21 protein-coding genes and 2 tRNA genes are annotated in these 21,518 nt (G+C 58.8%); 12 read left to right on the forward strand and 11 right to left on the reverse strand.

Annotation, left to right across the window (positions count from 1 at the left end; all coding sequences use genetic code 11):
- Positions 1-229 precede the first annotated feature (229 nt).
- Complete coding sequence (gene glpX / locus NW870_RS03075) at positions 230-1,273, reverse strand: class II fructose-bisphosphatase (RefSeq protein WP_414342167.1); 1,044 nt, start codon at positions 1,271-1,273, stop codon at positions 230-232.
- Positions 1,274-1,531: 258 nt separating this feature from the next.
- Here glpX and NW870_RS03080 point away from each other — a divergent pair, with 258 nt between their 5' ends.
- On the forward strand, positions 1,532-1,807 hold the full coding sequence (locus NW870_RS03080) for a DUF1830 domain-containing protein (protein WP_414373849.1): 276 nt from the start codon (positions 1,532-1,534) through the stop codon (positions 1,805-1,807).
- Positions 1,808-1,865: 58 nt separating this feature from the next.
- Here NW870_RS03080 and NW870_RS03085 read toward each other — a convergent pair whose 3' ends face one another.
- A complete protein-coding gene (locus NW870_RS03085; protein WP_414373851.1) occupies positions 1,866-2,132 on the reverse strand; it encodes a hypothetical protein in 267 nt (88 codons plus the stop codon).
- Positions 2,133-2,302: 170 nt separating this feature from the next.
- Between NW870_RS03085 and NW870_RS03090 the strand changes: the two genes are divergently transcribed.
- The gene (locus tag NW870_RS03090; protein WP_414357471.1) at positions 2,303-2,911 is read left to right on the forward strand and encodes a peroxiredoxin; all 609 of its coding nucleotides are present in this window, start codon (positions 2,303-2,305) and stop codon (positions 2,909-2,911) included.
- A 167-nt stretch (positions 2,912-3,078) separates the two neighbouring features.
- On the opposite strand, the gene NW870_RS03095 is transcribed toward NW870_RS03090, so the two are convergent.
- A complete protein-coding gene (locus NW870_RS03095) occupies positions 3,079-3,513 on the reverse strand; it encodes a photosystem I reaction center subunit II PsaD (protein WP_414342164.1) in 435 nt (144 codons plus the stop codon).
- Positions 3,514-3,747: 234 nt separating this feature from the next.
- Between NW870_RS03095 and NW870_RS03100 the strand changes: the two genes are divergently transcribed.
- Together NW870_RS03100 and NW870_RS03105 are read left to right on the forward strand one after the other, a co-directional pair.
- Positions 3,748-4,611, forward strand: coding sequence for an arginase family protein (locus tag NW870_RS03100; protein WP_414373853.1), 864 nt, complete (start codon positions 3,748-3,750; stop codon positions 4,609-4,611).
- 41 nt (positions 4,612-4,652) lie between these two features.
- The gene (locus tag NW870_RS03105) at positions 4,653-5,291 is read left to right on the forward strand and encodes a class I SAM-dependent methyltransferase (RefSeq protein WP_414373855.1); all 639 of its coding nucleotides are present in this window, start codon (positions 4,653-4,655) and stop codon (positions 5,289-5,291) included.
- A gap of 64 nt (positions 5,292-5,355) precedes the next feature.
- Here NW870_RS03105 and NW870_RS03110 read toward each other — a convergent pair whose 3' ends face one another.
- Positions 5,356-5,871 (reverse strand): TIGR02652 family protein, encoded by a 516-nt coding sequence (locus NW870_RS03110; RefSeq protein ID WP_011433824.1) that lies wholly within the window; start codon positions 5,869-5,871, stop codon positions 5,356-5,358.
- 301 nt (positions 5,872-6,172) lie between these two features.
- On the opposite strand from NW870_RS03110, the gene rimP reads away from it, so the two are divergent.
- The 3 genes from rimP to NW870_RS03125 all read left to right on the forward strand — a co-directional run bounded on the left by rimP (position 6,173) and on the right by NW870_RS03125 (position 10,070).
- Positions 6,173-6,643, forward strand: coding sequence for a ribosome maturation factor RimP (rimP, locus tag NW870_RS03115; protein WP_011433822.1), 471 nt, complete (start codon positions 6,173-6,175; stop codon positions 6,641-6,643).
- A 135-nt stretch (positions 6,644-6,778) separates the two neighbouring features.
- Complete coding sequence (gene nusA, locus NW870_RS03120; RefSeq protein ID WP_414373857.1) at positions 6,779-8,152, forward strand: transcription termination factor NusA; 1,374 nt, start codon at positions 6,779-6,781, stop codon at positions 8,150-8,152.
- A 301-nt stretch (positions 8,153-8,453) separates the two neighbouring features.
- On the forward strand, positions 8,454-10,070 hold the full coding sequence (locus tag NW870_RS03125) for a B12-binding domain-containing radical SAM protein (RefSeq protein WP_414357476.1): 1,617 nt from the start codon (positions 8,454-8,456) through the stop codon (positions 10,068-10,070).
- A 6-nt stretch (positions 10,071-10,076) separates the two neighbouring features.
- Here the strand turns inward: NW870_RS03125 and NW870_RS03130 are convergent, their stop codons facing one another.
- Positions 10,077-10,595 (reverse strand): inorganic diphosphatase, encoded by a 519-nt coding sequence (locus tag NW870_RS03130; RefSeq protein ID WP_414357478.1) that lies wholly within the window; start codon positions 10,593-10,595, stop codon positions 10,077-10,079.
- 285 nt (positions 10,596-10,880) lie between these two features.
- Positions 10,881-10,952 (reverse strand) — tRNA-Asn (locus NW870_RS03135).
- Between the two features lie 224 nt (positions 10,953-11,176).
- On the opposite strand from NW870_RS03135, the gene yidC reads away from it, so the two are divergent.
- The 4 genes from yidC to NW870_RS03155 all read left to right on the forward strand — a co-directional run bounded on the left by yidC (position 11,177) and on the right by NW870_RS03155 (position 14,547).
- Complete coding sequence (yidC, locus tag NW870_RS03140) at positions 11,177-12,367, forward strand: membrane protein insertase YidC (protein ID WP_011433818.1); 1,191 nt, start codon at positions 11,177-11,179, stop codon at positions 12,365-12,367.
- Between the two features lie 70 nt (positions 12,368-12,437).
- Positions 12,438-13,049, forward strand: coding sequence for a protein jag (locus tag NW870_RS03145; RefSeq protein ID WP_414373859.1), 612 nt, complete (start codon positions 12,438-12,440; stop codon positions 13,047-13,049).
- Between the two features lie 89 nt (positions 13,050-13,138).
- Positions 13,139-13,627 carry a YceD family protein gene (locus NW870_RS03150; protein ID WP_011433815.1) on the forward strand — a complete coding sequence of 163 codons (489 nt, stop codon included), beginning with the start codon at positions 13,139-13,141 and terminating at the stop codon, positions 13,625-13,627.
- A gap of 8 nt (positions 13,628-13,635) precedes the next feature.
- Positions 13,636-14,547 (forward strand): homogentisate phytyltransferase, encoded by a 912-nt coding sequence (locus NW870_RS03155; RefSeq protein WP_414373860.1) that lies wholly within the window; start codon positions 13,636-13,638, stop codon positions 14,545-14,547.
- A gap of 49 nt (positions 14,548-14,596) precedes the next feature.
- Here NW870_RS03155 and NW870_RS03160 read toward each other — a convergent pair whose 3' ends face one another.
- Positions 14,597-15,397, reverse strand: coding sequence for a photosystem II S4 domain protein (locus NW870_RS03160; RefSeq protein WP_414373862.1), 801 nt, complete (start codon positions 15,395-15,397; stop codon positions 14,597-14,599).
- A gap of 68 nt (positions 15,398-15,465) precedes the next feature.
- On the opposite strand from NW870_RS03160, the gene NW870_RS03165 reads away from it, so the two are divergent.
- A tRNA-His gene (locus NW870_RS03165) sits at positions 15,466-15,538 on the forward strand.
- 310 nt (positions 15,539-15,848) lie between these two features.
- Here NW870_RS03165 and NW870_RS03170 read toward each other — a convergent pair.
- The 4 genes from NW870_RS03170 to NW870_RS03185 form a co-directional block, all read right to left on the reverse strand.
- Complete coding sequence (locus NW870_RS03170) at positions 15,849-17,933, reverse strand: hydantoinase/oxoprolinase family protein (protein ID WP_414373863.1); 2,085 nt, start codon at positions 17,931-17,933, stop codon at positions 15,849-15,851.
- A 14-nt stretch (positions 17,934-17,947) separates the two neighbouring features.
- On the reverse strand, positions 17,948-19,198 hold the full coding sequence (locus tag NW870_RS03175) for an ATP-binding protein (RefSeq protein ID WP_414373865.1): 1,251 nt from the start codon (positions 19,196-19,198) through the stop codon (positions 17,948-17,950).
- A 90-nt stretch (positions 19,199-19,288) separates the two neighbouring features.
- Positions 19,289-19,579, reverse strand: a complete 291-nt coding sequence (locus NW870_RS03180; protein ID WP_011433810.1) for a hypothetical protein — start codon at positions 19,577-19,579, stop codon at positions 19,289-19,291.
- A 65-nt stretch (positions 19,580-19,644) separates the two neighbouring features.
- Positions 19,645-21,516: an FAD-dependent oxidoreductase gene (locus NW870_RS03185; protein ID WP_414373866.1), complete on the reverse strand. Its 1,872-nt coding sequence runs from the start codon at positions 21,514-21,516 to the stop codon at positions 19,645-19,647.
- Between the last annotated feature and the right edge of the window lie 2 nt (positions 21,517-21,518).

The following is a 21,518-nucleotide window of genomic DNA, read 5'->3' on the forward strand; positions in this document are numbered from 1 at the left end:
CCGATACGAGGGGATCCCTTGACTCGGTTCCAGCAAGCTTAGGTAACTTTTCTCAGCCTACCTAAACCCTAAAACCAGTATCGAACCGGTTTTGCCGGATTTTGCTGAAGAGTTATTACGTTTTCACGGGTTGGGGCTTGATAGATTTCGTAACTTTCCCAAAAAGGCAAGGGCGACCTCCAGCAGGGGAAAGCCGCCCCGATCTCCGAGGATGTTAGATAGGGATCCCTTAGCGCAGTTGCAGTCCGCGGGGCTGCTGGCCATCTTTCATGTGGATGGTATCCACAAAGCGCACCGTGCGGGATTGGCTGGAGATCACCAAGGTCTCGGTGCGGGCCCCACCCCCAAAGAAACGTACCCCGCGCATCAAGTCACCATCGGTGATCCCGGTGGCAGCAAAGAGGACTTCCTTGCCACTGGCCAGCTCCTCACACTCCCACACCTTGTCGGGATCCTCAATGCCTTTTTCTTTGAGTTCCCGTCGCGTTTCCTCCACAGGCGGCAGGTAAGTGCCTGCCTGAACTACTTCGGGATCGTAGATCAGCCGACCTTGGAAGTGGGCGCCCAAGCACCGCAGAGCAGCTGCCGAGATCACTCCCTCAGGAGCAGCCCCGATCCCCATCAGGGCATGAATGCCGGTGCCGTTGAAGCCCGCCGAGAGAGCCGCCGAGATGTCGCCATCGGTGATCAGCTTCACCCGCGCCCCCGCCTCTCGAATTTGGCGAATCAGATCGAGGTGGCGCTTGCGATCCATGACCACCACCGTCAGATCCGACACCTCCCGATCCAGGCTTTCGGCGATGATCTTGAGATTTTTCTCTGGCGGATAGTCGATGTGCACCTTGCCCTTGGCCTGGGGCGGAGCTGCCAGCTTTTGCATGTAGATGTCCGGGGCATGGAGAAGGCCACCTTTCTCGGAGATGGCCAGCACGGCCATGGAGCCATTTTGGCCTTTGGCCACTAGGTTGGTGCCCTCACAGGGATCCACAGCAATATCGATCTCCACCAGCTCTTCCACACGGCAGAACTGCTCAGCATCCGGGCGGGTACAGATGCCCACCTCTTCGCCGATGTAGAGCATGGGGGCCTCATCGCGGGTTCCTTCCCCAATCACAATTCGACCGCGCATGGGGATCTGGTTGAGTTTTTCCCGCATGGCCTCTACAGCCACCTGGTCGGCGGTCTTGTTGTCCCCTTTGCCCATCCAGCGGGCGGCGGCAATGGCAGCCTGCTCCACGACTTCGATGATCTCTAGCCCCAACTTGTTGTCCACGATGTGCCCCCTTGCTGATCTCGGAATGGTGAAGGCCAACTTAAGGATATCTTCAGACTCTTCCCCTCAGTTTACCAGGGCAGGCTTCTCCTCGGGATCCCATTCTCTCAACCCCAATAAGCTGAGAGAACAAATCTCCCAAAGCCAGTCAGGAAGAGCGATCCCCGTCTTGGCGGCTTATTATTGCCGCTTGGGGATCAGGGATGGTAGCCTATTTTAAGGGCAATAAGTTTTTCTTAACACCATTAAAAAAACGCAATGAAAAGATACGCTTTTGTCAACCGTTCCGGACAGGTTCAGGTGATCCGCACGATCCCCGGCCACTGGGAGCGCACCCTCTTTCCCGGCCAGCAGGCGATTTTTGAGGCGGAGCCGGACGACTATCTGGAAGTCTACAGTTGCTGCTGCTCCACCGCCATCCTGGAAGAGCGCCGCCTCTGTCGCTATCTGGTGGATTCTTCCTCGCCTGAGGTTGACCTCTACCTGTGGTCATCTTCGCAACGGGGAACTCTGACGGATGCGTTGAATGGTTGACAGGCTCTAGCGGCTGGCTGCCCCATAGGGGCAAGAGGACTGGGTTTGCCCAGGATAACTAGATTGGGGATCGCTTCTCCTGAGGCCGATCCCCGAGTTTTTCAGAGGGCGGATGCGGATCTGGAGAAGGGGCATCGGGGGGACGGGTCAGGCAACTGCCCCGCGCAGCATTGCGAAAGGTATCGATGCGCTCCACGCAATTTTGATGGCCGCAATAGGGGCAATACAGGCGATCCCCAGGTTGGGGCTCCACATCGGCCTGGCTCCACCACCGCCGACAGCGGTCACAACAAAAGTGATAGAGGAACTCCAGCGCCACCCTCATGACAACAGGATCCCTTGCAGAGCCGAACCGATCAGCATGGAAAAATGGGGATTATCCGGATCCCAGCAGTTGGGATCCCTCCCTAGCCCTCGGATTAAGACAAACTCATTATGAGTATGGTATGTTAGGTTTAGTTTACGTTTGCACTTTACCGCAAGGAGCGTGGATTGATGTCTCAGGAAGGATGTCTGCGGGTTGGCCAAGCTGCTCCCGATTTTTCCGCCACCGCCGTCTATGACATGGAATTCAAGACGGTGAAGCTCTCCGACTACAGGGGTAAGAAGTATGTGGTGTTGTTTTTCTACCCCTTGGACTTCACCTTTGTCTGCCCAACGGAGATCACGGCCTTCAGCGACCGCTATGACGACTTTGCCAAGCTGGATACCGAGATCCTGGGTGTTTCAGTGGATAGCGAATACTCTCACCTGGCCTGGATCCAGACCGACCGCAAGGCTGGAGGGGTGGGTGAGCTGAGGTATCCTCTGGTCTCTGACCTGAAAAAGGAGATCAGCGCTGCCTACAATGTTCTGGATCCGGAAGCGGGTGTGGCGCTGCGCGGCCTGTTCATCATCGACAAAGAAGGGATCATCCAGCACGCCACCATTAACAACCTGGCCTTTGGCCGTAGTGTGGATGAAACCTTGCGCACCCTGCAAGCCATCCAATACGTGCAATCTCACCCCGACGAAGTTTGCCCGGCCAACTGGCAGCCCGGCCAGAAAACCATGAATCCCGACCCGGTGAAATCCAAGGAGTTCTTCGCGGCGATTGCCAAGTAGGTTGGCCCCTGGGATCCCTGGCTACATATAGGAGATCCCCAGCGCTTCCGGGCGTAGCTTCAGCTCAAGGTGGGCTGGAGCTTTTTTGTCGAAAACAGGCAAGCAAAAGATCCCCCAACCTTGCTAGGGGATCCTGAAACCCAGTAGGGAGCGAAGCTGTGGGGAGTTCAATCCCAGGGTTTCCCGCCGGTGAACTTGTAGGTAATCGGCTCCTTGTTTTTGCCGATGTTGCGATCCACTTTGCCGATGGGCTCGCGGCCTTCGTTGACCTTCTCGGGAAAGACGCCGTCTTTGGGATGCACCAACACAGGCTCCCCCCCCGCGGGAATGCGGAAGATCTGGTAGTCGTTGATCTTGTAGTCGGATCTCAACTGGGCACCCAGCGCCAAACACTGCTCTTTGCGGGCAAAGGTGAGAAAGTTTTTGCCTTCCACCATCTCAGCAGCGCCGCCGGTGGGCATTTCAAACACCTGCCCCGGCTTGCCCGTCCAGGTGATGACGTATTTTTCTTCGGTTTCGGCTGCGCTCAACAGCCCCCCGGTGGATCCCCCAAATAGAGGCAGCTTTGCTCCCTGACGAGGATCGCCTTCCATCACAGCCATAGTCTACCTTTCTCAACTCGTTGTGGTTTGCGGTGGTTTGCCTTGTCCAAACCGCGGTTTGCGGCGCGAAGCACTTTGAATCTACCACTGACTCGATTTTTGGCCCCAGTTCCGCCTGGGAACTGTAATCTTTCGTAGCAGACTGGCTGGCCCTCAGACAGATCCCTGGGCGCCCTGTAGGCCACCATAGAACAAGCCGGAGACCCACAGCTTTCTGGAAAAGGAATAGCGCCCATGGCTCAGTGGTCACTCCATCCCAGCTCGCAATCCAATGCCAGGGTCATTCTCATCCCCACCGCCTTTGGCCACGACACTCAGGCTCCAATGGCCATTCTCAACGCCGGTTCAGAGCTGTGTGCCTTCGAGCCGAGGTTGGGGATCGATGTGGATAAGCTGGCGGTGGCGCAGTTGCCGGGGCTGGTGGATGAGCCTCCCTACGGCATGTGTGAGGCGGCGGTGACTCAAGCTTGGAGACGACAACAATGGCCGGTGCTGTTGCCTTCGGTCTTGGCTGCCAGTTGGGGGGCCATTCGTGCCCTCTGGAAGCACTACCCAACTCTGAGTGTGGTGCATTGCAGCGCTCATGCCAACCTGATGCCGCCCCCAGAGATGACCCAGCCGGATCAAGATACAAGCTATGGCAGTGCTGCCTGGGTGGAGTTGCTCTATCAGCACATGCTGCCGGTGATCCATGTGGGGTTGCGCAGCGGCAGTGCGCGGGCCTACGCATGGCTGAAAGCCCACCACAGCCCAATATTCTGGGCCCAAGATGGCTGGGATCCCCAGCAGGTGGTGGCCTCTTTGCCGGATCAACCGGTGTTTTTGGTGGTGGACTGCAGTGTGTTGGATCCTTCCTTGGCGCCCGCGGTGCATCACCCAGAGCCAGGGGGGGTGAGTTGGCCGCAACTGTTGCAGACCTGTGAGGCCATCTTTGCTGCTCGTCCTGTGGTTGGCCTTTCGCTGGGAGGGGTGGCGGTGGGATCCGCAACACGGCAAACTGCTCGCGTGGTGGCCCGCCTGCTCAATTGGTTGCTGGCCTGCTATGCCCTCCACTCCCTGAAGGTGACCGCTCAACCGCAACCTGCCCAGACTGTTTAAGCTGCTCAAAGATGAATGCCTGAATATCTGGGAATGGTTGCATGAACCTCTATCGCCGAGTGATCTTCCCGCAACTGTTGGATCTGGCCCTCTCGGGAGAACGGATAGAGCGCTATCGGCGGCAGCTTCTGGCCCATGTGCAGGGATCCGTTCCGGAGATTGGTTTTGGCACCGGCCTCAACCTATCCTGCTACCCAGAGCACATTCGAAAGATCACAGGGGTAGATCCCAATCCCGGCATGGGATCCCTGGCTCGTCGGCGCATTGCATCTTCTCCCATCGCCGTTGATTGGCAGGTGGCGGATGCCCAGGAACTGCCTTTTCCAAGCCAGAGTTTTGATAGCGTGGTCAGCACCTGGACATTGTGCAGCATTCCTAATGTGGCCAAGGCTTTAGGGGAAATCCGGCGGGTGTTGCGAGCAGGGGGAAAGCTGTTTTTTCTCGAACACGGCCTCAGCGAGGATCCCCAGGTGCAAAGATGGCAAAATCGTCTCAACCCCCTCCAAAAAGTGATTGCAGATGGCTGCAACCTCAACCGAGATATGGCCCGGTTGATCCGAGAAGCGGGGTTTCGGTTTGAGCAACTGGAGCGGTTTTATATGCCTGACCAGCCGAGATTCATTGGCTACACCTATCAAGGCATAGCGCTTCCCGCCGCGGAAGGAAACTTCCAGTTCTAGAAGACTTGAGCAGCCACCAATTTTCCAACAGCTCTCTACCTGTTCGCCTTTCTAATCACACAGTCTAATCACACAGTTGCAGACGGGATTGCGGCTGCCGCATGGCCGGGTCGATCTCGTAGGTCAGCTCAAAGTTGATCACCCGCCAGCGCTGAGGGGATCCACCCCTATCCTCTGGGATTTGGGAGCTGAAGCTGACGGGCAAACCATAGAGGCGAGGTGGGCCGGGGCGACGGTGGGATCCCTGCTCCAGATAAGGGGTGAGCAGCTGGCGGTAGCGCTCGGCCACGATCACCTGAGTGGCTCGCATCCCTTGCATGCGCAGCCGATCCAACTCTTCATGAATCTCAAAACGGATCCCATCGGCGTGGGTGTGCTGACGAAACCAGCGACCTTCCCAAAAGCGCCAGCGCCGTCCGGATTGCAGGTGTACCAGCTCCTCTTGTTCAGCATCCGCCTCAAACGCACCGTGGCGAGGGCAGAGGTAGGTATCGGTCAGGGTGAGGGCCGCAATCGTTTGCCGACAGTGGGGGCACTGAATGCTGGGGCCGAAGATCGGGTAAGAAAAGGCAACAGTCATAGGAAACCCCACAAAACGCGGCTGGATATCTGGGCAAATCCGCAGTTGTCCACATTATAGATGTTGGCTTTTGGGGATCCCCATGACAAAACCGGAGGAGATCTTCTAAATTAGGAGGTAGGGGGGATGCGCTCGAAGTCTGTACTGATTCTGGGCGAGCCTCAAGGAGCTCCGCGATAGCAACGGGGAGTGGGTGGTACCCACTTCTTTGCTTTTTGAGGGGGCTTACTGTCCCCTTTGCCAGCTCCGGCTCAAAGGGGTTTGGATCTGGCGGCAACACCCGGTTGGTGACGAGTAGGTTATGGTTCACCCTCTTATTCCACAGTTGGAGAGCTTGGCCCGTCCCTTGGCCGCTCAACTGGGATACCAGTTGGTGCAGATGGTTTTCCACACCAACCAGCATCCGCCAGTTCTGCGGGTGGATATCCGCCCACTGGATCCCGACCGAGAAACCAGCCATGCCGATTGCGAAGCCATGAGCCAAGCCTTAGAAGTCGAGCTGGATCGGGTGGATCTGATCCCAGGCCAGTATGTGTTGGAGGTGTCCAGCCCTGGCATCAGCAACCTTCTCACCAGCGATCGCGACTTTGTGGTTTTCAAAGGGTTTGCGGTGGAGGTGACCTTGGATCCACCCTACAAGGGCAAAGCCGTCTGGTCAGGACACCTGCTGGGTCGGGATGAGGAGAGGGTTGCCTTATCCCTCAAGGGGCGGCGAGTTCAGTTGCCCCGCGCTTCGGTGCAGCGGGTTGCCCTCTCATCGGAAACTGACTAGGAGACCGGAGATAGAGAGAGCGTTTGACCGCAGGTGGTGCGGCCCTCCCTTCGCATCAGAGATGCGGGTTCAGTTCCCGCTGTGGAGCAATAGCAACAGCAAGTTTCACGAAGTTTGTGCAGGAGGACAGTGGTTATGGCGATGGTGCCTCTGCCGGGTTTGGCGGAAATGGTGGAGATGATCTCGCGGGAGCGCAACTTGCCCCGCCATGTGGTCACCGATGCCCTGCGAGAGGCGCTGCTCAAGGGCTACGAACGCTACCGCAAAACCATCCAGCGAGATGTGGTCTTTGCAGAAGACCACTTCCGCAATTTCGATGTGGAGTTGGATGTGGAGGCAGGAGGCTTTCGCGTTTTGGCCACCAAAGCCATCGTTGAGCAGGTACAGGATCCGGATCACGAGATCTCTCTGTACGACGTGCAGCAGGATTACCCAGAAGCCGAAGTAGGCTGGGAAGTCACAGATGATGTCACCCCACAACAGGCGGAATTTGGCCGCATGGCGGCCATCCAAACCAAGCAGGTGCTGGCGCAAAAGTTACGGGATCAGCAGCGCCGTCTGATTCAGGAAGAGTTCCGCGATCTGGAAAAAACCGTACTGCAGGCACGGGTGCTGCGCACCGAGCGGCAGACGGTGATCATGTCGGTATCCAGCGGTTTCGGACAACCTGAGGTGGAAGCAGAACTGCCCAAGAAGGAACAGCTGGCCAGCGATCGCTACACTCCCAACGCGGTGATGAAGGTCTATCTCAAGAAAGTCTATGAGGGATCCCGGCGGGGGCCACAGCTTTTGGTTTCCCGGGCCGATGCTGGCTTGGTGGTGAACCTGTTTGCCAACGAGGTGCCAGAAATTGAAGAGGATATCGTGCGGATTGTGGCAGTGGCGCGGGAGGCCAACCCCCCTTCCCGAAATGTGGGGCCACGTACCAAGATTGCGGTCGATACGGTGGAGCGGGACGTGGATCCAGTGGGGGCCTGTATTGGCGCGAGGGGATCCCGGATTCAGGCGGTGGTAGCAGAGCTGCGCAACGAGAAAATCGATGTCATCCGCTGGTCGCCGGATCCTGCCACCTACATTGCCAACGCCCTCAGCCCGGCCAAGGTGGTGGAGGTGCGGCTAGTGGATCCGGAAATCCAGCAGGCCCATGTGTTGGTCAACAGCGACCAGCTCAGTTTGGCCATTGGCAAAGAGGGGCAAAATGTGCGCCTGGCAGCCCGCCTCACCGGTTGGAAAATCGACATCAAGGAAGTGGAGAGCTACCGCGCAGCGCTGGAGGAAGCCCAAGCCCAAGGGCTGCCCTATCCCTTCATCACTCCGGCGGCACTGGAGCGCTTCCGGCGGCGGGCCGAACGGGCTGCTCTGGGCCTAGAGGATGAGGAATACGAAGAAAAGCGCCGCTTGGAGGAAGAGGAGCTGGCGGGAGACGAGAGGCTGGAGGAAGACTGGGCTGACGAGGACGAGGACTTCGACTACGACGCCGAGTTCGACATTGCCCAGCCGAAGGGGTAATGATATACGCTTATACGCTCTACCCTCACTTTGCCCGTACACTTTGCTCGTAGAGGGCGGCTTCTGCCGGAAGTCTGGGCTTTGGAATGAGTTTTGCTGCAGGGGATCGCGGTTGCACCGAGACCGCAATGGCGCATGTGGGGTTTTCCTGCCTGCTTGGGCAGAACTGCCCTGTTCCGGCAATCTGCATTGGTGAAAGATGCTAGCTTTTGTTAGCATGCAGGAGCCAAAAAAGTTCGGCAGGCAAATCAAAACTCTTCCGAGCCAGAACCCAAACCTCAATCCAACACAGCGGGATCCCTTGGCTAGTTCAGAGTTTGCCCTGGAGCAGTTGCTCTTTGCCCCGGCCACGCCTGACCCCGACGCAGTGCGGGTAATCTACGCCTTCCCCAACACCTACGCAGTGGGGATCACCAGCCTGGGCTATCAAGTCATCTGGAGTCTGCTGGCCAGCCGCCGAGATGTGGCCGTCTCCCGCCTCTTTACGGATCTGGCTGAACCCCTGCCCCGGGAGCCGGAGCTGTTCGGCTTTTCCCTATCCTGGGAGCTGGATTATGTCCATATCCTGGCTCTGCTGGAACGGCACGGGATCCCTCCCAGATCTGAGGAGCGGGAAGAAGCCCACCCCTTGGTCTTTGGCGGCGGCCCGGTACTGACAGCCAACCCTGAGCCCTTTGCCGAGTTTTTTGACCTGATCTTGCTGGGGGATGGGGAAGGTCTTCTGGAGAAGATGATTGAGATCTATCGGCAGGTGCGCCAGGGATCCCGGGCTGAGAAATTGCAGGCGCTAGCGCAGGTGCCAGGGATCTATGTGCCCGGCTTGTATGAACCCCAATACCGGGAGCCCGACGGCCCGGTGGAGAAGGTGCTCCCCAAAGTGGCCGGGATCCCTAGCTCCATTCGCAAACACACCTTCCGCGGCAACACCCTCTCGGTTTCCACAGTAGTCACCCCCAAAGCGGCTTGGGAGAGCATCTACATGGTGGAGGTGGTGCGCAGTTGCCCGGAGATGTGTCGGTTTTGCCTGGCCAGCTACCTAACGTTGCCCTTCCGGGTGGCGGATGTGGAGGGGCATTTGATCCCGGCGGTGGAGCGGGGGCTGCAGGTTACCCAGCGGATTGGGTTGCTGGGGGCTTCGGTAACCCAACACCCGCAATTCGAGCAGTTGCTGGAGCACTTGGCCCAGGATCGCTTCGAGCAGGTGCGTCTCAGTTTGGCCTCGGTGCGCACGGCTACCGTAACTCCACGTCTTGCGCAGGTGCTCTCCTGCCGGGGCAGCCAGTCCATTACGGTGGCCATCGAAAGTGGCTCAGAACAACTGCGCCAGATCATCAACAAGAAGTTAAGCAACCCGGAAATCTTGGCAGCAGCAGCCCACGCCCAGGCTGGAGGTCTGAAGGGCATTAAGTTCTACGGCATGGTGGGGATCCCGGCGGAAACCCAGGCGGATTTGGAGGCCACAGTGGATCTTTTCCAAGAGCTCAAAAAAGCGGCTCCCGGCCTGCGCCTGACGCTGGGTTGCAGCACCTTTGTGCCCAAAGCCCACACCCCTTTTCAGTGGCACGGGGTGGATCCCAAAGCCGAGAAAAAACTGCAGTTTTTCCAGAAACATCTGCGTCCCCTGGGGGTGGAGTTGCGCCCGGAAAGCTATAGCTGGTCGGTGATCCAAGCCCTCATCTCGCGAGGGGATCGGCGGGTGGGAAAGGTCTTGCAGTTGGCGCGGGACTTTGGCGAATCTTTGGGGAGCTACCGGCGGGCTTTCAAAGAGCTTAAAGGGCAACTGCCGCCCCTAGACTACTACGTGCACAGCCACTGGGATCCAGCGGATCCCTTGCCTTGGCAACACATCGAAGGGCCCCTCACCCTGGAGCGACTGTTGCAACATCGCCAGGAAGCTCTTTCTGTTCGTATCTCTTGAAAATACCTATTTGGGTTGTTTGCAAGCTGCGATGCTGCTGGCAATAATCGCCTCGGTTTCGGCCAAGCCTTTCCAGCCCAAGATCTGGGTTTCTTTCTTTTCCAGGCGCTTGTAGGTGGCGAAAAACTCCGCGATCTCATCCAGGCGGTGCTGGGCGATGTCTTCCAGCTTGGTCACCGAAGCATAGCGGGGATCCTTAGCAGGCACACACAGCAGCTTCTCATCGGGATCCCCGCCGTCGATCATCTGCAACATGCCCAAGGGTCGCACCGTGACCACACACCCTGGGAAAGTGGGCTGATCCATGATCACCAAGCCATCCAAGGGATCCCCATCCCCGGCCAGCGTATTGGGCACAAAGCCGTAGTCGTAAGGGTACTGCACCGAGGAATAGAGCACCCGATCCAGCGCCATCGCTGCCATGTCTTTGTCGAACTCATACTTGTTTTTGCTGCCGCCGGGAATCTCAATCAAGATGTTGAGCAGGCCGGGCTTGGGTTGGGCAGGGATCCGCGACAGGTCGATCACAGCAAGTACTCTCGGATTGGGAGATAGACAGCCAGATTGTATTTTGACATACTCCTTGCCCCAAAGGACAGAGACTCTTGACACTTCGCCGGGAACAGGCGGGACGAAACCCTTAGCCGCCTTCACATTGCTTCACATTATTTTCTCCACGTCTGGCTTAGCGTCGCATCTTCCTCGACGAGATGGGAGACTGGGTTTTCTCTCCCCCTTTCCCTCAGCAGGCCCAGAGCCGCCTGGAAGGATAGGGTTCCGGATCCGGCTTCCTTGATTGGCTCAGACATACTCCCCGGGCAAGATTCGAACTTGCGACCAATCGGTTAACAGCCGACCGCTCTACCGCTGAGCTACCGAGGATCAAGCGTTTCTCATCATAGGGGAAAAAAGGACTGCTAGGCAACTGCCGGCGGGGGGTTCTTGTTGGGCCTTGGGATCCCTGTTCAGTGGAGCGGGCTTGATTTTGCTCAATTGCTCGCCTTTCTCAGGTCTATCTGACGGATCCAGGGGACAAACCCTGAAAACGCCCTCGTCAACCGAACGGAAGCCATTACAATGGTTACGGACATTTGCCAGCGCCCCTCATGGACTTCGGAGTCGGATTTCTCTCCAACAACGTCATGCTGCCGATCCTGGATTTTTTCTATGGGATCGTGCCCAGCTATGGACTGGCCATTATCTTCCTGACGTTGGTGATCCGCTTTGCCCTCTACCCGCTCAATGTGGGATCCATCCGCAACATGCGGCGCATGAAGGTGATCAGCCCGGTGATGCAGCGGCGGATGCGAGAACTCCAGGAGAAATACCGAGACGACCCGCAGAAGCTTCGGGAAGCCCAGGCCAAGCTTTACAGCGAGCTGGGGGCCAATCCCTTGGGGGGCTGCCTGCCACTGCTCATTCAAATGCCAGTGCTGTTTGCCCTGTTTGCCACCCTGCGGGGCTCCCCCTTTGCAGCGGTGACCTACGATGTCAACTTGCAGATCCTGCCGGCGGAAATGGCGGCTGAGGTGGTGCCCGCCCCCTACGTCAGCCCCAGCAAGAACATTTTTGTCACCGACTCTCTTCACAAGCCGGTGGTGCTGGTGGAACCCAAAGGCACCAAGGTTGCCGTTGGGGAGGAGGTGCAATTTCTGCTTCAAGGGCCGGGGGGCAAGCCTTTTGAGCAGTTGGTGGCCGAAGCGGGTGGGGATCCCAATCTGTTACAGCCCACCTGGAAGATCACCAAAGGAGAAGATCGTGCCCAGATCAAGCCGGATGGCACCTTGCTGGCTCTGCAGCCGGGGGATGTGACCGTGCAGGTGTCTATTCCCGGTTTGGCCTCTGAGACTGGCTTTCTGTTCATCGACAAGTTGGGCCGTGTGGGAGCCTTCGACGAGGATGGCACCATCCACTGGGATATCATCGCCATGATCGTCATCTTTGGGGTGTCCATTTACCTGAACCAGTACCTAACCAATGCCGGACAGGATACCGGCAAAGAGGATCCCAGCCAAAGTTCCATGGCTCGGATCACCCCTGTGCTGTTCTCGGCGATGTTCCTGTTCTTCCCTCTGCCGGCAGGGGTTTTGCTCTACATCCTTGTCTCTAATATCTTCCAAACGGTGCAGACTTTCCTGCTCTCGCGGGAGCCGTTGCCGGAGAACTTGCAGCAATTGGTGGAAGAGGAGCGCCGTCGGGCTGCCCAGGCGATCACGGTGGAGGCCAAGGAAGTGGAAAAATCGACCAAGCCCAGAGCAGCCAAGGAGGGACGCGAATCCTTGCCCTTTGAGCCCTAGGGGATCCTCGCTGTTGGGGTGGACTTGTGGTGGAGTGTTGATACCTCTTCAAAGTTGGAAGCTGCCTAGGATGAGCCGTCCTAAGTCTTCTACGGGATCTGCTGCTAAGAAATCTGAGGGAACCGTTGCCCCTTCGCCAAACAAGTCCACCTTTGCGGCCAATCAAGAGCGAGCCAGGCAGTGGTTACAGCAGGTGCTGGCGGCTATGGGGATCCCAGCGGCGGTGCGGGTGGTGGGGGAGGTGCTGGAAATTGAGGCAGACTCTTTGACCCCAGCTCAGAAGCAGCTGCTGTTGGCGAAAGCCCCCCCCTTGCCCTCTCCATCTTCCAGAGATTCCCCTCAAGAGGAGGATCGCTCCCCCGTGGTGCTGGATGCGTTGCAGTACCTGGCCAACACCCTTCTCAACCTGAACCAGCCGGAAGACCAGCAGCAGCCCTACATTTTGGATTTGGACGGCTATCGGCAGCGGCGTTTGCAGGAGCTGAAGGTTTTGGTTGCCGCTGCTGTGGAAAAGGTGAGGGCCACTGGTCGGGAATACGAGTTTCCCGATCTCTCGGCTGCCGAGCGTCGGCAAATTCATACTCTCTTGAATGACCCTGCCTATGCCGATCTGGAAACTTTCAGCCGTGGCAAAGAGCCTGACCGGCGCTTGGTTATCCGTCGGGCAGCTTCCCCATCTTGAGAGTGGGCAGAGGGCTGGGAACAAGTTGGCCCTCTTGCTACGGTGACGACAGGGATCCCGGCTATCCAAAACGCGTGAAGGGGGGTGCCATGCTGAGGCCAATTCGTCTATCGGATCTGCGGCAGATGCCGGATCAAACCCAAGAATTGCAGTTTAGGCAGTTTTTTTCGGGCTTTGAGAGTTTGACCCCTGTGGAGGGATCCCTGGAAGTCAGCCATCGGGGCCATTTTCTCGAAGTGAGTGCTGAAGCTCGTACCATTGTCACCCTCACCTGCCACCGCTGCCTACAGCAGTTCAACCACCGGCTGCACCTGGAAGTTGAGGAGATCATTTTGATTCGGGATCCCGAACCTCTCCCCTTGGAGCTGGAATTGCAAGACGAAGAAGATCTGCTGGAGAGCCTGCCCCCCAATGGTGAGCTGGATGTCGAAGACTGGATGTACCAGCACCTGCATTTGGAGATGCCCCGCCAGTTGCCCTGCCGTCCCGATTGTCCGGGCATTGCGGTGGAAGCTACAGCACCAACGGCGGATCCCCGCTGGGCAGCCCTAGCTTCTCTCCTGGAAGACTCTCCCTAGCTTTTTTGATGTTGCGCCCACAAGTTCTCTGGCGTTTTGCTCGACCCCACACCGTCTACGGCACCAGCGCCAGCGTGGTGGGCCTCTACCTGTTGGCGGGGTTTGTGGCTGCCGGATCCCTGCAACCGGTTCTCTCCGCACTACCCCACCTGGTCTGGGCTTGGGCAGCCTGTTTGGCGGCCAATGTCTACATCGTCGGCTTGAATCAACTGACGGATGTTGAAATCGACCGCATCAACAAACCCCATTTGCCCTTAGCTGCTGGATCCCTGGGTTGGCGACAGGGGGTGGGGATCGTCGTGGGTTGTGGGGTGGCGTCCGTCCTGCTGGCCATGGCCGGGATCCCCTACCTGCTGCTGACGGTGCTTTTGAGCAATGGGATCGGCACGGCCTATTCGCTGCCCCCCTTGCGGTTGAAGCGTTTTCCGCTGGCAGCCTCGGCTTGCATCTACAGCGTGCGCGGCTTGATCGTCAATTTGGGCCTTTACAGCCATTTTCAGCAGGTGATGCAGGGAAGGGTCGAGCTTTCGGCTGCGATTGTTTGGCTGACGGGGTTTATGTCGATTTTTGGGCTGGTGATCGCCCTTTTCAAAGATATTCCCGACATGGAGGGGGATCGCCAGTTTGCCATTGCCACCTTCTCGCTGCGCTTTGGGCCAGGGCGGATCTCAAGGTTTTGTATCGGCATTTTGGCCTTGTGCTATCTGGGATTTATCGGGGTGGGGATCTCTTTTCTCCTTGCGGGCAACGGCCTCTGGCTGTTGGTGAGCCATGTGTTGGGGCTGGGGATCCTCTTGGGCTATGGTGTCCATCTGGATCTCAGCCGTCGGGAGGCGATTGTTGGCTATTATCAACTGATCTGGAAGTTGTTTTACTTGGAGTATTTGCTTTACCCTTGGGCCTTTTTCTCTTTTTTCTAGAGCATTTTCCTGGAGGTAACGATCTCCCCAAACTCAGACAGGAAAAAATCTAGAGATACCGCCTCATTTGCACCCGAAAGCGGCCTTTTTTTGTTTCGGCTACCTCTTCGATTTGCAGCCGACCACGACCGCGAATGGCAATCCAATCCTGAGGGCCAACGGTGTAGCTGGCTTGGGTAATGGGCTTCCAGTTGACCCGCACTTCCCCCCGTTGGATTTCTTCCACCATCTTGCTGCGGGAGATGCCAAACCCGGCTGAGGCTACCGCATCCAAGCGCAAAGAGGCTTCTATGCTGGTGATGGATTTGACGCGGGGGGGCTGAATGTTCAACTGGCTCAGGGGGATCCGGCCTACTTTGACAGGCACTGTGCGCACCTGCGTCAGGTTTAGGGCGAGGTAGTCCACCATTTCGGGCACAACGATGGCCTGGGCGCCTGAGTCTCCCAACACAAGGATGTCTCCCACTTTCTCGCGGGCGATGCCGGCTCCCAAAAGGGCTCCCAGAAAATCGCGGTGGGTGGCCGGGTCGAACAGAAAGTTGCCCTGAATCTGAATGGCGGCCAATGGGATCCCTTCTGGGTCGGGCTTGGGATCCCGGACATCCAGACCCACCTCAGAGCGGGCCAGGGCTATGCGTTGGCGTTCTGCTTGGGGGTACCCTCCCCAGGCCCACACTTGTAGTTCGGTCAAGTTGCGCAGCCGAGCTTGCACCTCCGCTATTTCGGGTGGGGAAAGGAAGTCGCTCCAGACCACTTGCCAGGTCTTGAGGGCTTGCTCTCCCAAATCCAAGACCCGTGCCAAGGTTTCTCGATACTCTGCCCCTTGCAACAAATCGGCTCTGGGTAGCATTTGGGGTGCTTCGACCTCTGTGGTTCAGTCCCGTTTTTCCCATGCTAAGCTAGATAGCCGGAATCGCGGCGGGCGTAGCCAAGCGGTTAAGGCAGAGGATTGTGGATCCTCCATTCGTGGGTTCGAGTCCCATCGTCCGCCCTTGAGGGAAATCGCGAAAATCCAGTCAGGGCAAGGGCTGCAGAGGCCAGTCCATCTATCTAGACCCTGACAAACGAAAACAGACAACACCCTATCTGGACGCAAAAATCGTGAAGGTATTCGTCAAGGTGATCTGGAGCACCTGCCTCTCCCCCTCAAAACAAGCTCGGTTAGGGTCGTTTCAGGTTAGGGTGAGCTTCTGGCCCCCTGCATTATTGCTCCGCAACGCCGACGCGAGCAACGTTTTGGGTGTGGGCACAGTATCCTAGTTTGAATCGAAATGACCATGACGCTCTGCTTGCGGATGGACTCACCAGGACTTTGTCCCGCTATCGCGAACACAGCTCAAGATTAGGGTTCCCACTTCGTCAATGACACCTGTCCAACCGGCTTCGATCACCGCCGTTGCCTCCGGCATCTCGACAATTGCCGGCCCGCGCAGTTGAAACCCCACATCCATGCGCTGCCGATCGTAAACCGGCACCAGGCGCATCCTGCCCCCAAACCATGCCTCTCGCCGACCCTTGAGGGGATCCCCTGGCAAGGGGGGGGGTGCGGTCAAAGGCACGGTGGGTAGGGCCTGCACCGCCTGTAGACGCAACTGAATTGCCTCCACCGGCTGGGCTGAATCTTGCCATCCATAGCGTTGTTGGTGGGCCTGGTGAAACTGCTGTTCCAGATGAGCAATCGGATCCGACAACCGCACTGGGATCCCCAACTCAAAAGACTGGCCGCGATAGCGCAAGTCCAAGCTGAAGTGCAACGCCGGCTCCTGCAGATCGGCTCTCGCCTGGCGGATCAGGGGTTCTGCCCATTGGGCCAGCAGGGATCCCCCTGAAGCGGACGTGAGCTGCCGCAGAGGTTGGAGGATGGCCCGCCGATAGTCTCGCCGCAGATCTGCCAAAGCCATTCCCAGCGCCGAGAGCACCCCACAGGCAGCCGGGATCAAGATCGTGCGGATGCCCAGCTCTTCTGCCAAAGCACAGGCATGCATGGGCCCGGCTCCGCCGAAGGCCAACAGGGCAAAATCGGCGGGATCCAAACCCCGCTCCACGCTGATCACCCGCAAGGCCCGCGACATGGCGACATTCGCCAAGGTGCGAATGCCAACGGCAGTTTCCTGCAAGCTCAAGCCCAAGGGATCCGCCAGCGTGGCAATAGCCTGTTCCGCCAGCCCCCGCCGTAGCTGCACCGAGTCGCCCAGCCGCCCGCCATCCGGCAGGTACCCCAGCCAGAGGTTGGCATCGGTAACCGTCGGAGCCCTTCCCCCCCGACCGTAGCAGGCCGGCCCAGGGTTGGATCCGGCACTCTCTGGCCCCACCTGGAGCCCACCGCCGGGCAGCAAATGGGCCAGGGATCCGCCGCCGGCACTGACGGTGTGGATGTCAATTTGGGGCTGTTGCACGGGCAAGCCGCACACCACCGCTGCGGGAGTAACCTGGGGGATCCCATCTTGGATCAAGGCCACATCCGTGCTGGTTCCCCCCATGTCGAAGCTGAGCAAGTGGGGGTAGCCACTCAGGCGACCCAGATAGGCCGCCCCATAAACCCCGCCTGCCGGCCCCGAGAGCAAAGCCAGCGAAGCATGAGCTGCCGCCTGAGCAATGGAGGTCACCCCGCCGGAAGACTGCATGATCAAGGGCTGGGGGATCCCTCGCTCCCGACATCCTTGGGCCAAGCGGTGCAGGTAGCCCGCCAATGCCGGGCTGAGGTAGGCATCGATGGCGGTGGTGCTGAAGCGCTCGTATTCTCGGAACTCCGGCGCCACCTCGCAAGACAGGGAAAGATGTAGCTCCGGGAAAGCCTGTCGCAAGGCCATTCCCAGCCGCTGTTCGTGCTCCGGGTAGAGAAAAGAAAACAAAAACCCCACCCCAATAGCGCGGATCCCATCCCGCTGCACCCGTTCCCCCACCTCCTGCACCACCCGCCGGATTTCGGCATCGGTGAGCGGCTCCAACACTCCGCCCGCGCTGCAGCGCTCCTTCACCTCCAGGCAGTGGTGGCGGGGCACCACTGGCTCCGGCTTGGGCTGCGTCAGGTCATACAGAGAGGGGCGGTTTTGACGGGCAATGGACAGCACATCCCGGAAGCCCGCCGTGGTCAAAAACAGGGTGGGGGATCCCTTGCGCTCCAGCAGCGCGTTGGTGGCTACCGTCATGCCATGACAGAAGAGGTCAACCCAGAGCACCCCCAGCTTGTCCAGCGCCGCAAAGACCCCCTCCTCAGGGCTGGGGGTAGACAGCACCTTCGCCGTCTGCATCTGGCCATCCTGCAAGAGCACCAGATCAGTAAAGGTGCCCCCCACATCGATCCCCAGGCGGGCCAAGCTGCGGCTTGCTTCCGTCTGATCCAGATTGGCCGGATCGAGGTTGCTACCCAACGCTGATGCGACCATGGCTTCTATCGCTTCTATAGTCCATCGCTGTCCTTCACCAGCCCTGCCCGAACTGCATCCAAAAACTGACGGGCAGTGCGACCGGAAAAGCCGTTTTGCTGTTGGGCCCAGATTAAGGCCTGGCGGCGCAGGGCATCCAGAGATTGGGTGAAACCCAGCCGCTGGGCCAAGTGTTCTACGGTTGCCAGGTAATCTCCCTGGGTGAAGGGGGTGAAGGTGAGGGTGAGGCCGAAGCGATCCCGCAGCGACAGCTTTTCCTGTACGGTATCCCAGGCGTGGACTTCTTGATCTCGGGGATTGGGACGGTCGCCAAAAAACTCGCGGATGAGATGGCGGCGGTTGCTGGTGGCATAAAGGCGCACGTTGGGGGGCGGCGCAACGAGATCCCCCTCCAGGAGCACCTTGAGCTGCTTGAACTCGGTTTCCTCTGCCTCAAAGGAGAGATCGTCCACAAACAAGATGAAAGGCAACACCTGCGCCCGCAGCTCTGCCAAAATTTCCGGCAACTGAATCAAGTCTGTTCGCCTCAGCTCCAATAGGCGCAGCCCCTGCAGGCCGTAGCGGCGCAACAACGCCTTCACCAGAGAAGACTTGCCGGTGCCCCGCGCCCCGTAGAGCAACACATGCAAAGCCGGATCCCCCCGCAGCAGCGCTTCGGTGTTGGCCGCCAACTGCCGTTTCTGCCGTTCGTAGCTGTAAATCTCCTCCCAGTCAGGCAGATCGGGAGCAGGGATCCCTTCTAGCCCTGCTGGCCCCCAGCGAAAGGCCCAGTAGCGAGCACAGATTCCCACCCCTTCTCGGCGATAGTGGGCAATCAAGTCCTCCAGGCTCAGGCCCCAATCGGCAAAAGGGCGGGGATCCCAGCCGAAGCTGCTGTTGTTTTCATCCGGCCAGGGGATCCCCAGACCCAGCGCCTGCATTTGCTCGGCAATGGTCTCCTGACTATCCGCCAAGGTTTGCAGACAGCGGAGATCGTGGCGGGCCGCCTGCATCAGAGGCCCTGGGATCTCTTGGGATCGCAGCGCCGCGCGGGAAAAGGGGTTATCTGCCCAGCCAATCTCCCGGATCAGCCACTCCCGCCAGCTCAGGCCCTGCCGGGCCAACTGCTCAAACCAGCGCCCGTAGGCCCTCCAGCACGGCAGGGGATCCCCACTCATCAACTGCTGGATTAGCTCCTGCCAGGCTAGGGCTAGGGGGTGGGTGCAGATGTCCCGGAATACCAGCAGCTTGGCCGCTGCTTCTGCTGCTTCTTGGAGGGGGGTCATCGCTTGAAGCCGCTCTAACTTGGCGTTGCTTATCCGCTCCCTAGGGGAGGAGACTGGGGGTAGTTGCGTTAACAACACGGAGCGCTTGAGTTACCTGGCATTGTCCCGCCGGCCCAGTTCATAGAGGCCTCCGCCGACGCAGGCGATCAGGCCGCAGGAGACGGCCCAGCTTTTGCCCAAGGAGATCTCCGTCAGGGCTACCACCAAGCCTGCTGCCAGCAAAAAGGGAAGGGTGCTCAGCAAGGAAGCCAAAGCTCCACTGGGATCCCATAGCAATTGCTTTTCCCAGCTCTCCTGCAGCTTTTGATGCAGCGGCGAAAACCCCCACATTAGCCCTAAGCCCCACAGAGCCGTGGCGGCCCATAAAGAGGGGCGAAGCATCTCCCAGCCCACAAGTCCAACCCCAACGGGATCCACCGGTCAACTCCCAACCCTGCCTTTCTAGGCTAGCGGGATTGGGCCCAATCGGTGGCAGTGATGGTGGTGCCGGGGAATTGAATGGGATTGCCCAAGCTTTGAATTTGGGCCTGGAGAGCCGGCAACAGCCGCAAATCCAAAAGCGGCTCCTCCACGATCGCCGCCGGGATCAGATCCCGTTCTAGGGCAAAGTGGGCCGCGTGGCCGGCGGCGGTGCCAATGGCCCATTCCACCGGATGCACCCGGTAGGAGGCACTGGCAATGCGACTGGTGGCGATATTTTTGTTGCCGGCTAGCAGATTGTCGATGCGCTGGGGGATCAGCGCCCGCAGGGGAATCTGGTAGGGGTAGCTGGGCGCTTGCGAGTCTTTATTGTTGCTGGGAGGCAGCGAAAAATCCGGCAGCAGGCAGTCGTGAAAGTCGATGGGGTACTGGCCCACCCCCACTGAGTCGTAGAAGATAAAGGGGCGACCACGATTCAACTCCGATTCCCGCGTGGTGATATCCGACTCGTAGATGGTAAATCCCTGCGGGTAGGCCCCACTGGGGCGACCGATGATGCGCCGTGACTCGCGGATGTAGGGATATTTGGAAAGGCCGCTGGCGGTTCCCATCGGGCTATTGGCCCCTTGCAAATAGCCGTAGCGCAGGTAGTAGTCCCTTTGGAAATTGGGATCCTCCTGCTGCAGGAGAAAATCTGTCCTTCCCGCCACCAGCCAGTAGAAAAAGCCCTTGGCATGTTGCTCGCCCCGCCGCAGGGCTTCCACCCGCAAGCCCCCCATCCAGCCGCCCGGCTGCAGTTGGCCTGAGGCCTGCAGTTGCTCGTGGGTAAGGATGAGGTTCATCTCCGGGCCGGTGATGCGCCAGTCGTTGCCCCAGGTCCAGTTTTGCATTGACTGATCCCCCACCCGAATGGCCTCTTCCCCAAAGCCGAACACCTGCCCCCGGATGCGGCGGTAGGTGAAGATCAGCGCAAAGTTGAAGCGAGGGTGTTCGTAACTGTAGTAGGGGCCGTGCAGGGGATCGTTGTAGAACTCCGGCTTGACCGGCACCTGCGGCACGGGGAAGCGCTCCATGACAAAGGTGTAGGTGAAGCCCTGGGTACAGTAGGGATCCACGTAGGGCTTGGAGCTGGGTTCCCAGCGGCTTTGGCCATCAGTTCCCAGGCGGTAGGGCACTCGCGCCAAGGGCAGCAGCTCGCCGGTTTCAGTAGCGTCGATCACCACCCAGGGCAGGGTTTTGTCTTGGCGTTCTGGCGGCGGCTCAAAGCGCAGGATCTCCTTGTCCCAGTCCTCGGTGGGTTCTAGACGATAAAAATCGAGAAAGTAGCTGGAGAGATCCCCTCGATTCTCTGGCTGGACGCCGGCGTGTTTGGGGATGTTGCGAATGGCCTGCACACTGCGGATCTGAGAGTCTTTGATCTCCAAATCCTTCACTACCGTCTCGGTGAACAGCCGCAACTGCCCCGACTGCAGATAGGGATCCAACATCTCCCGAATCACCTGGTGGCCCACCTGAGGGGAAAAGCAGAGCACGCTCACCCAGCATTTGCCCGGATTGGGATCCCCGCCGTATTTTTCCCGTACCCGCCGGCGAAACTCGCTGTAGCCTTTGGGGAAGATGTCATTTTCTCGTTGCAGGGGTCGCTCGTCCAAAGCGGAGACTCCCTGGGCGCTCACCTGCCCCCCGATCCAATCGGTGATCTCCGTCATGCACACCTGCCGGCCCAGTTGCAGCGCGTCATAGGCTGCCGCCACCCCCCCCAGCCCGCCCCCGGCAATGAAGATCTCACAGGGGATGCGGGTTTCCGGCAAGGGCTGGGCCAGAGCCGCTCCGGCGCCCAGGATCCCTGCTCCCAAGGCTACCCTGCTCCACCCCGGAAGGTTAACCTGAAGTTTCATCG

It is taken from the genome of Synechococcus sp. R50.1 (assembly GCF_047462115.1).
Classification (GTDB): Bacteria; Cyanobacteriota; Cyanobacteriia; order Thermostichales; family Thermostichaceae; genus Thermostichus.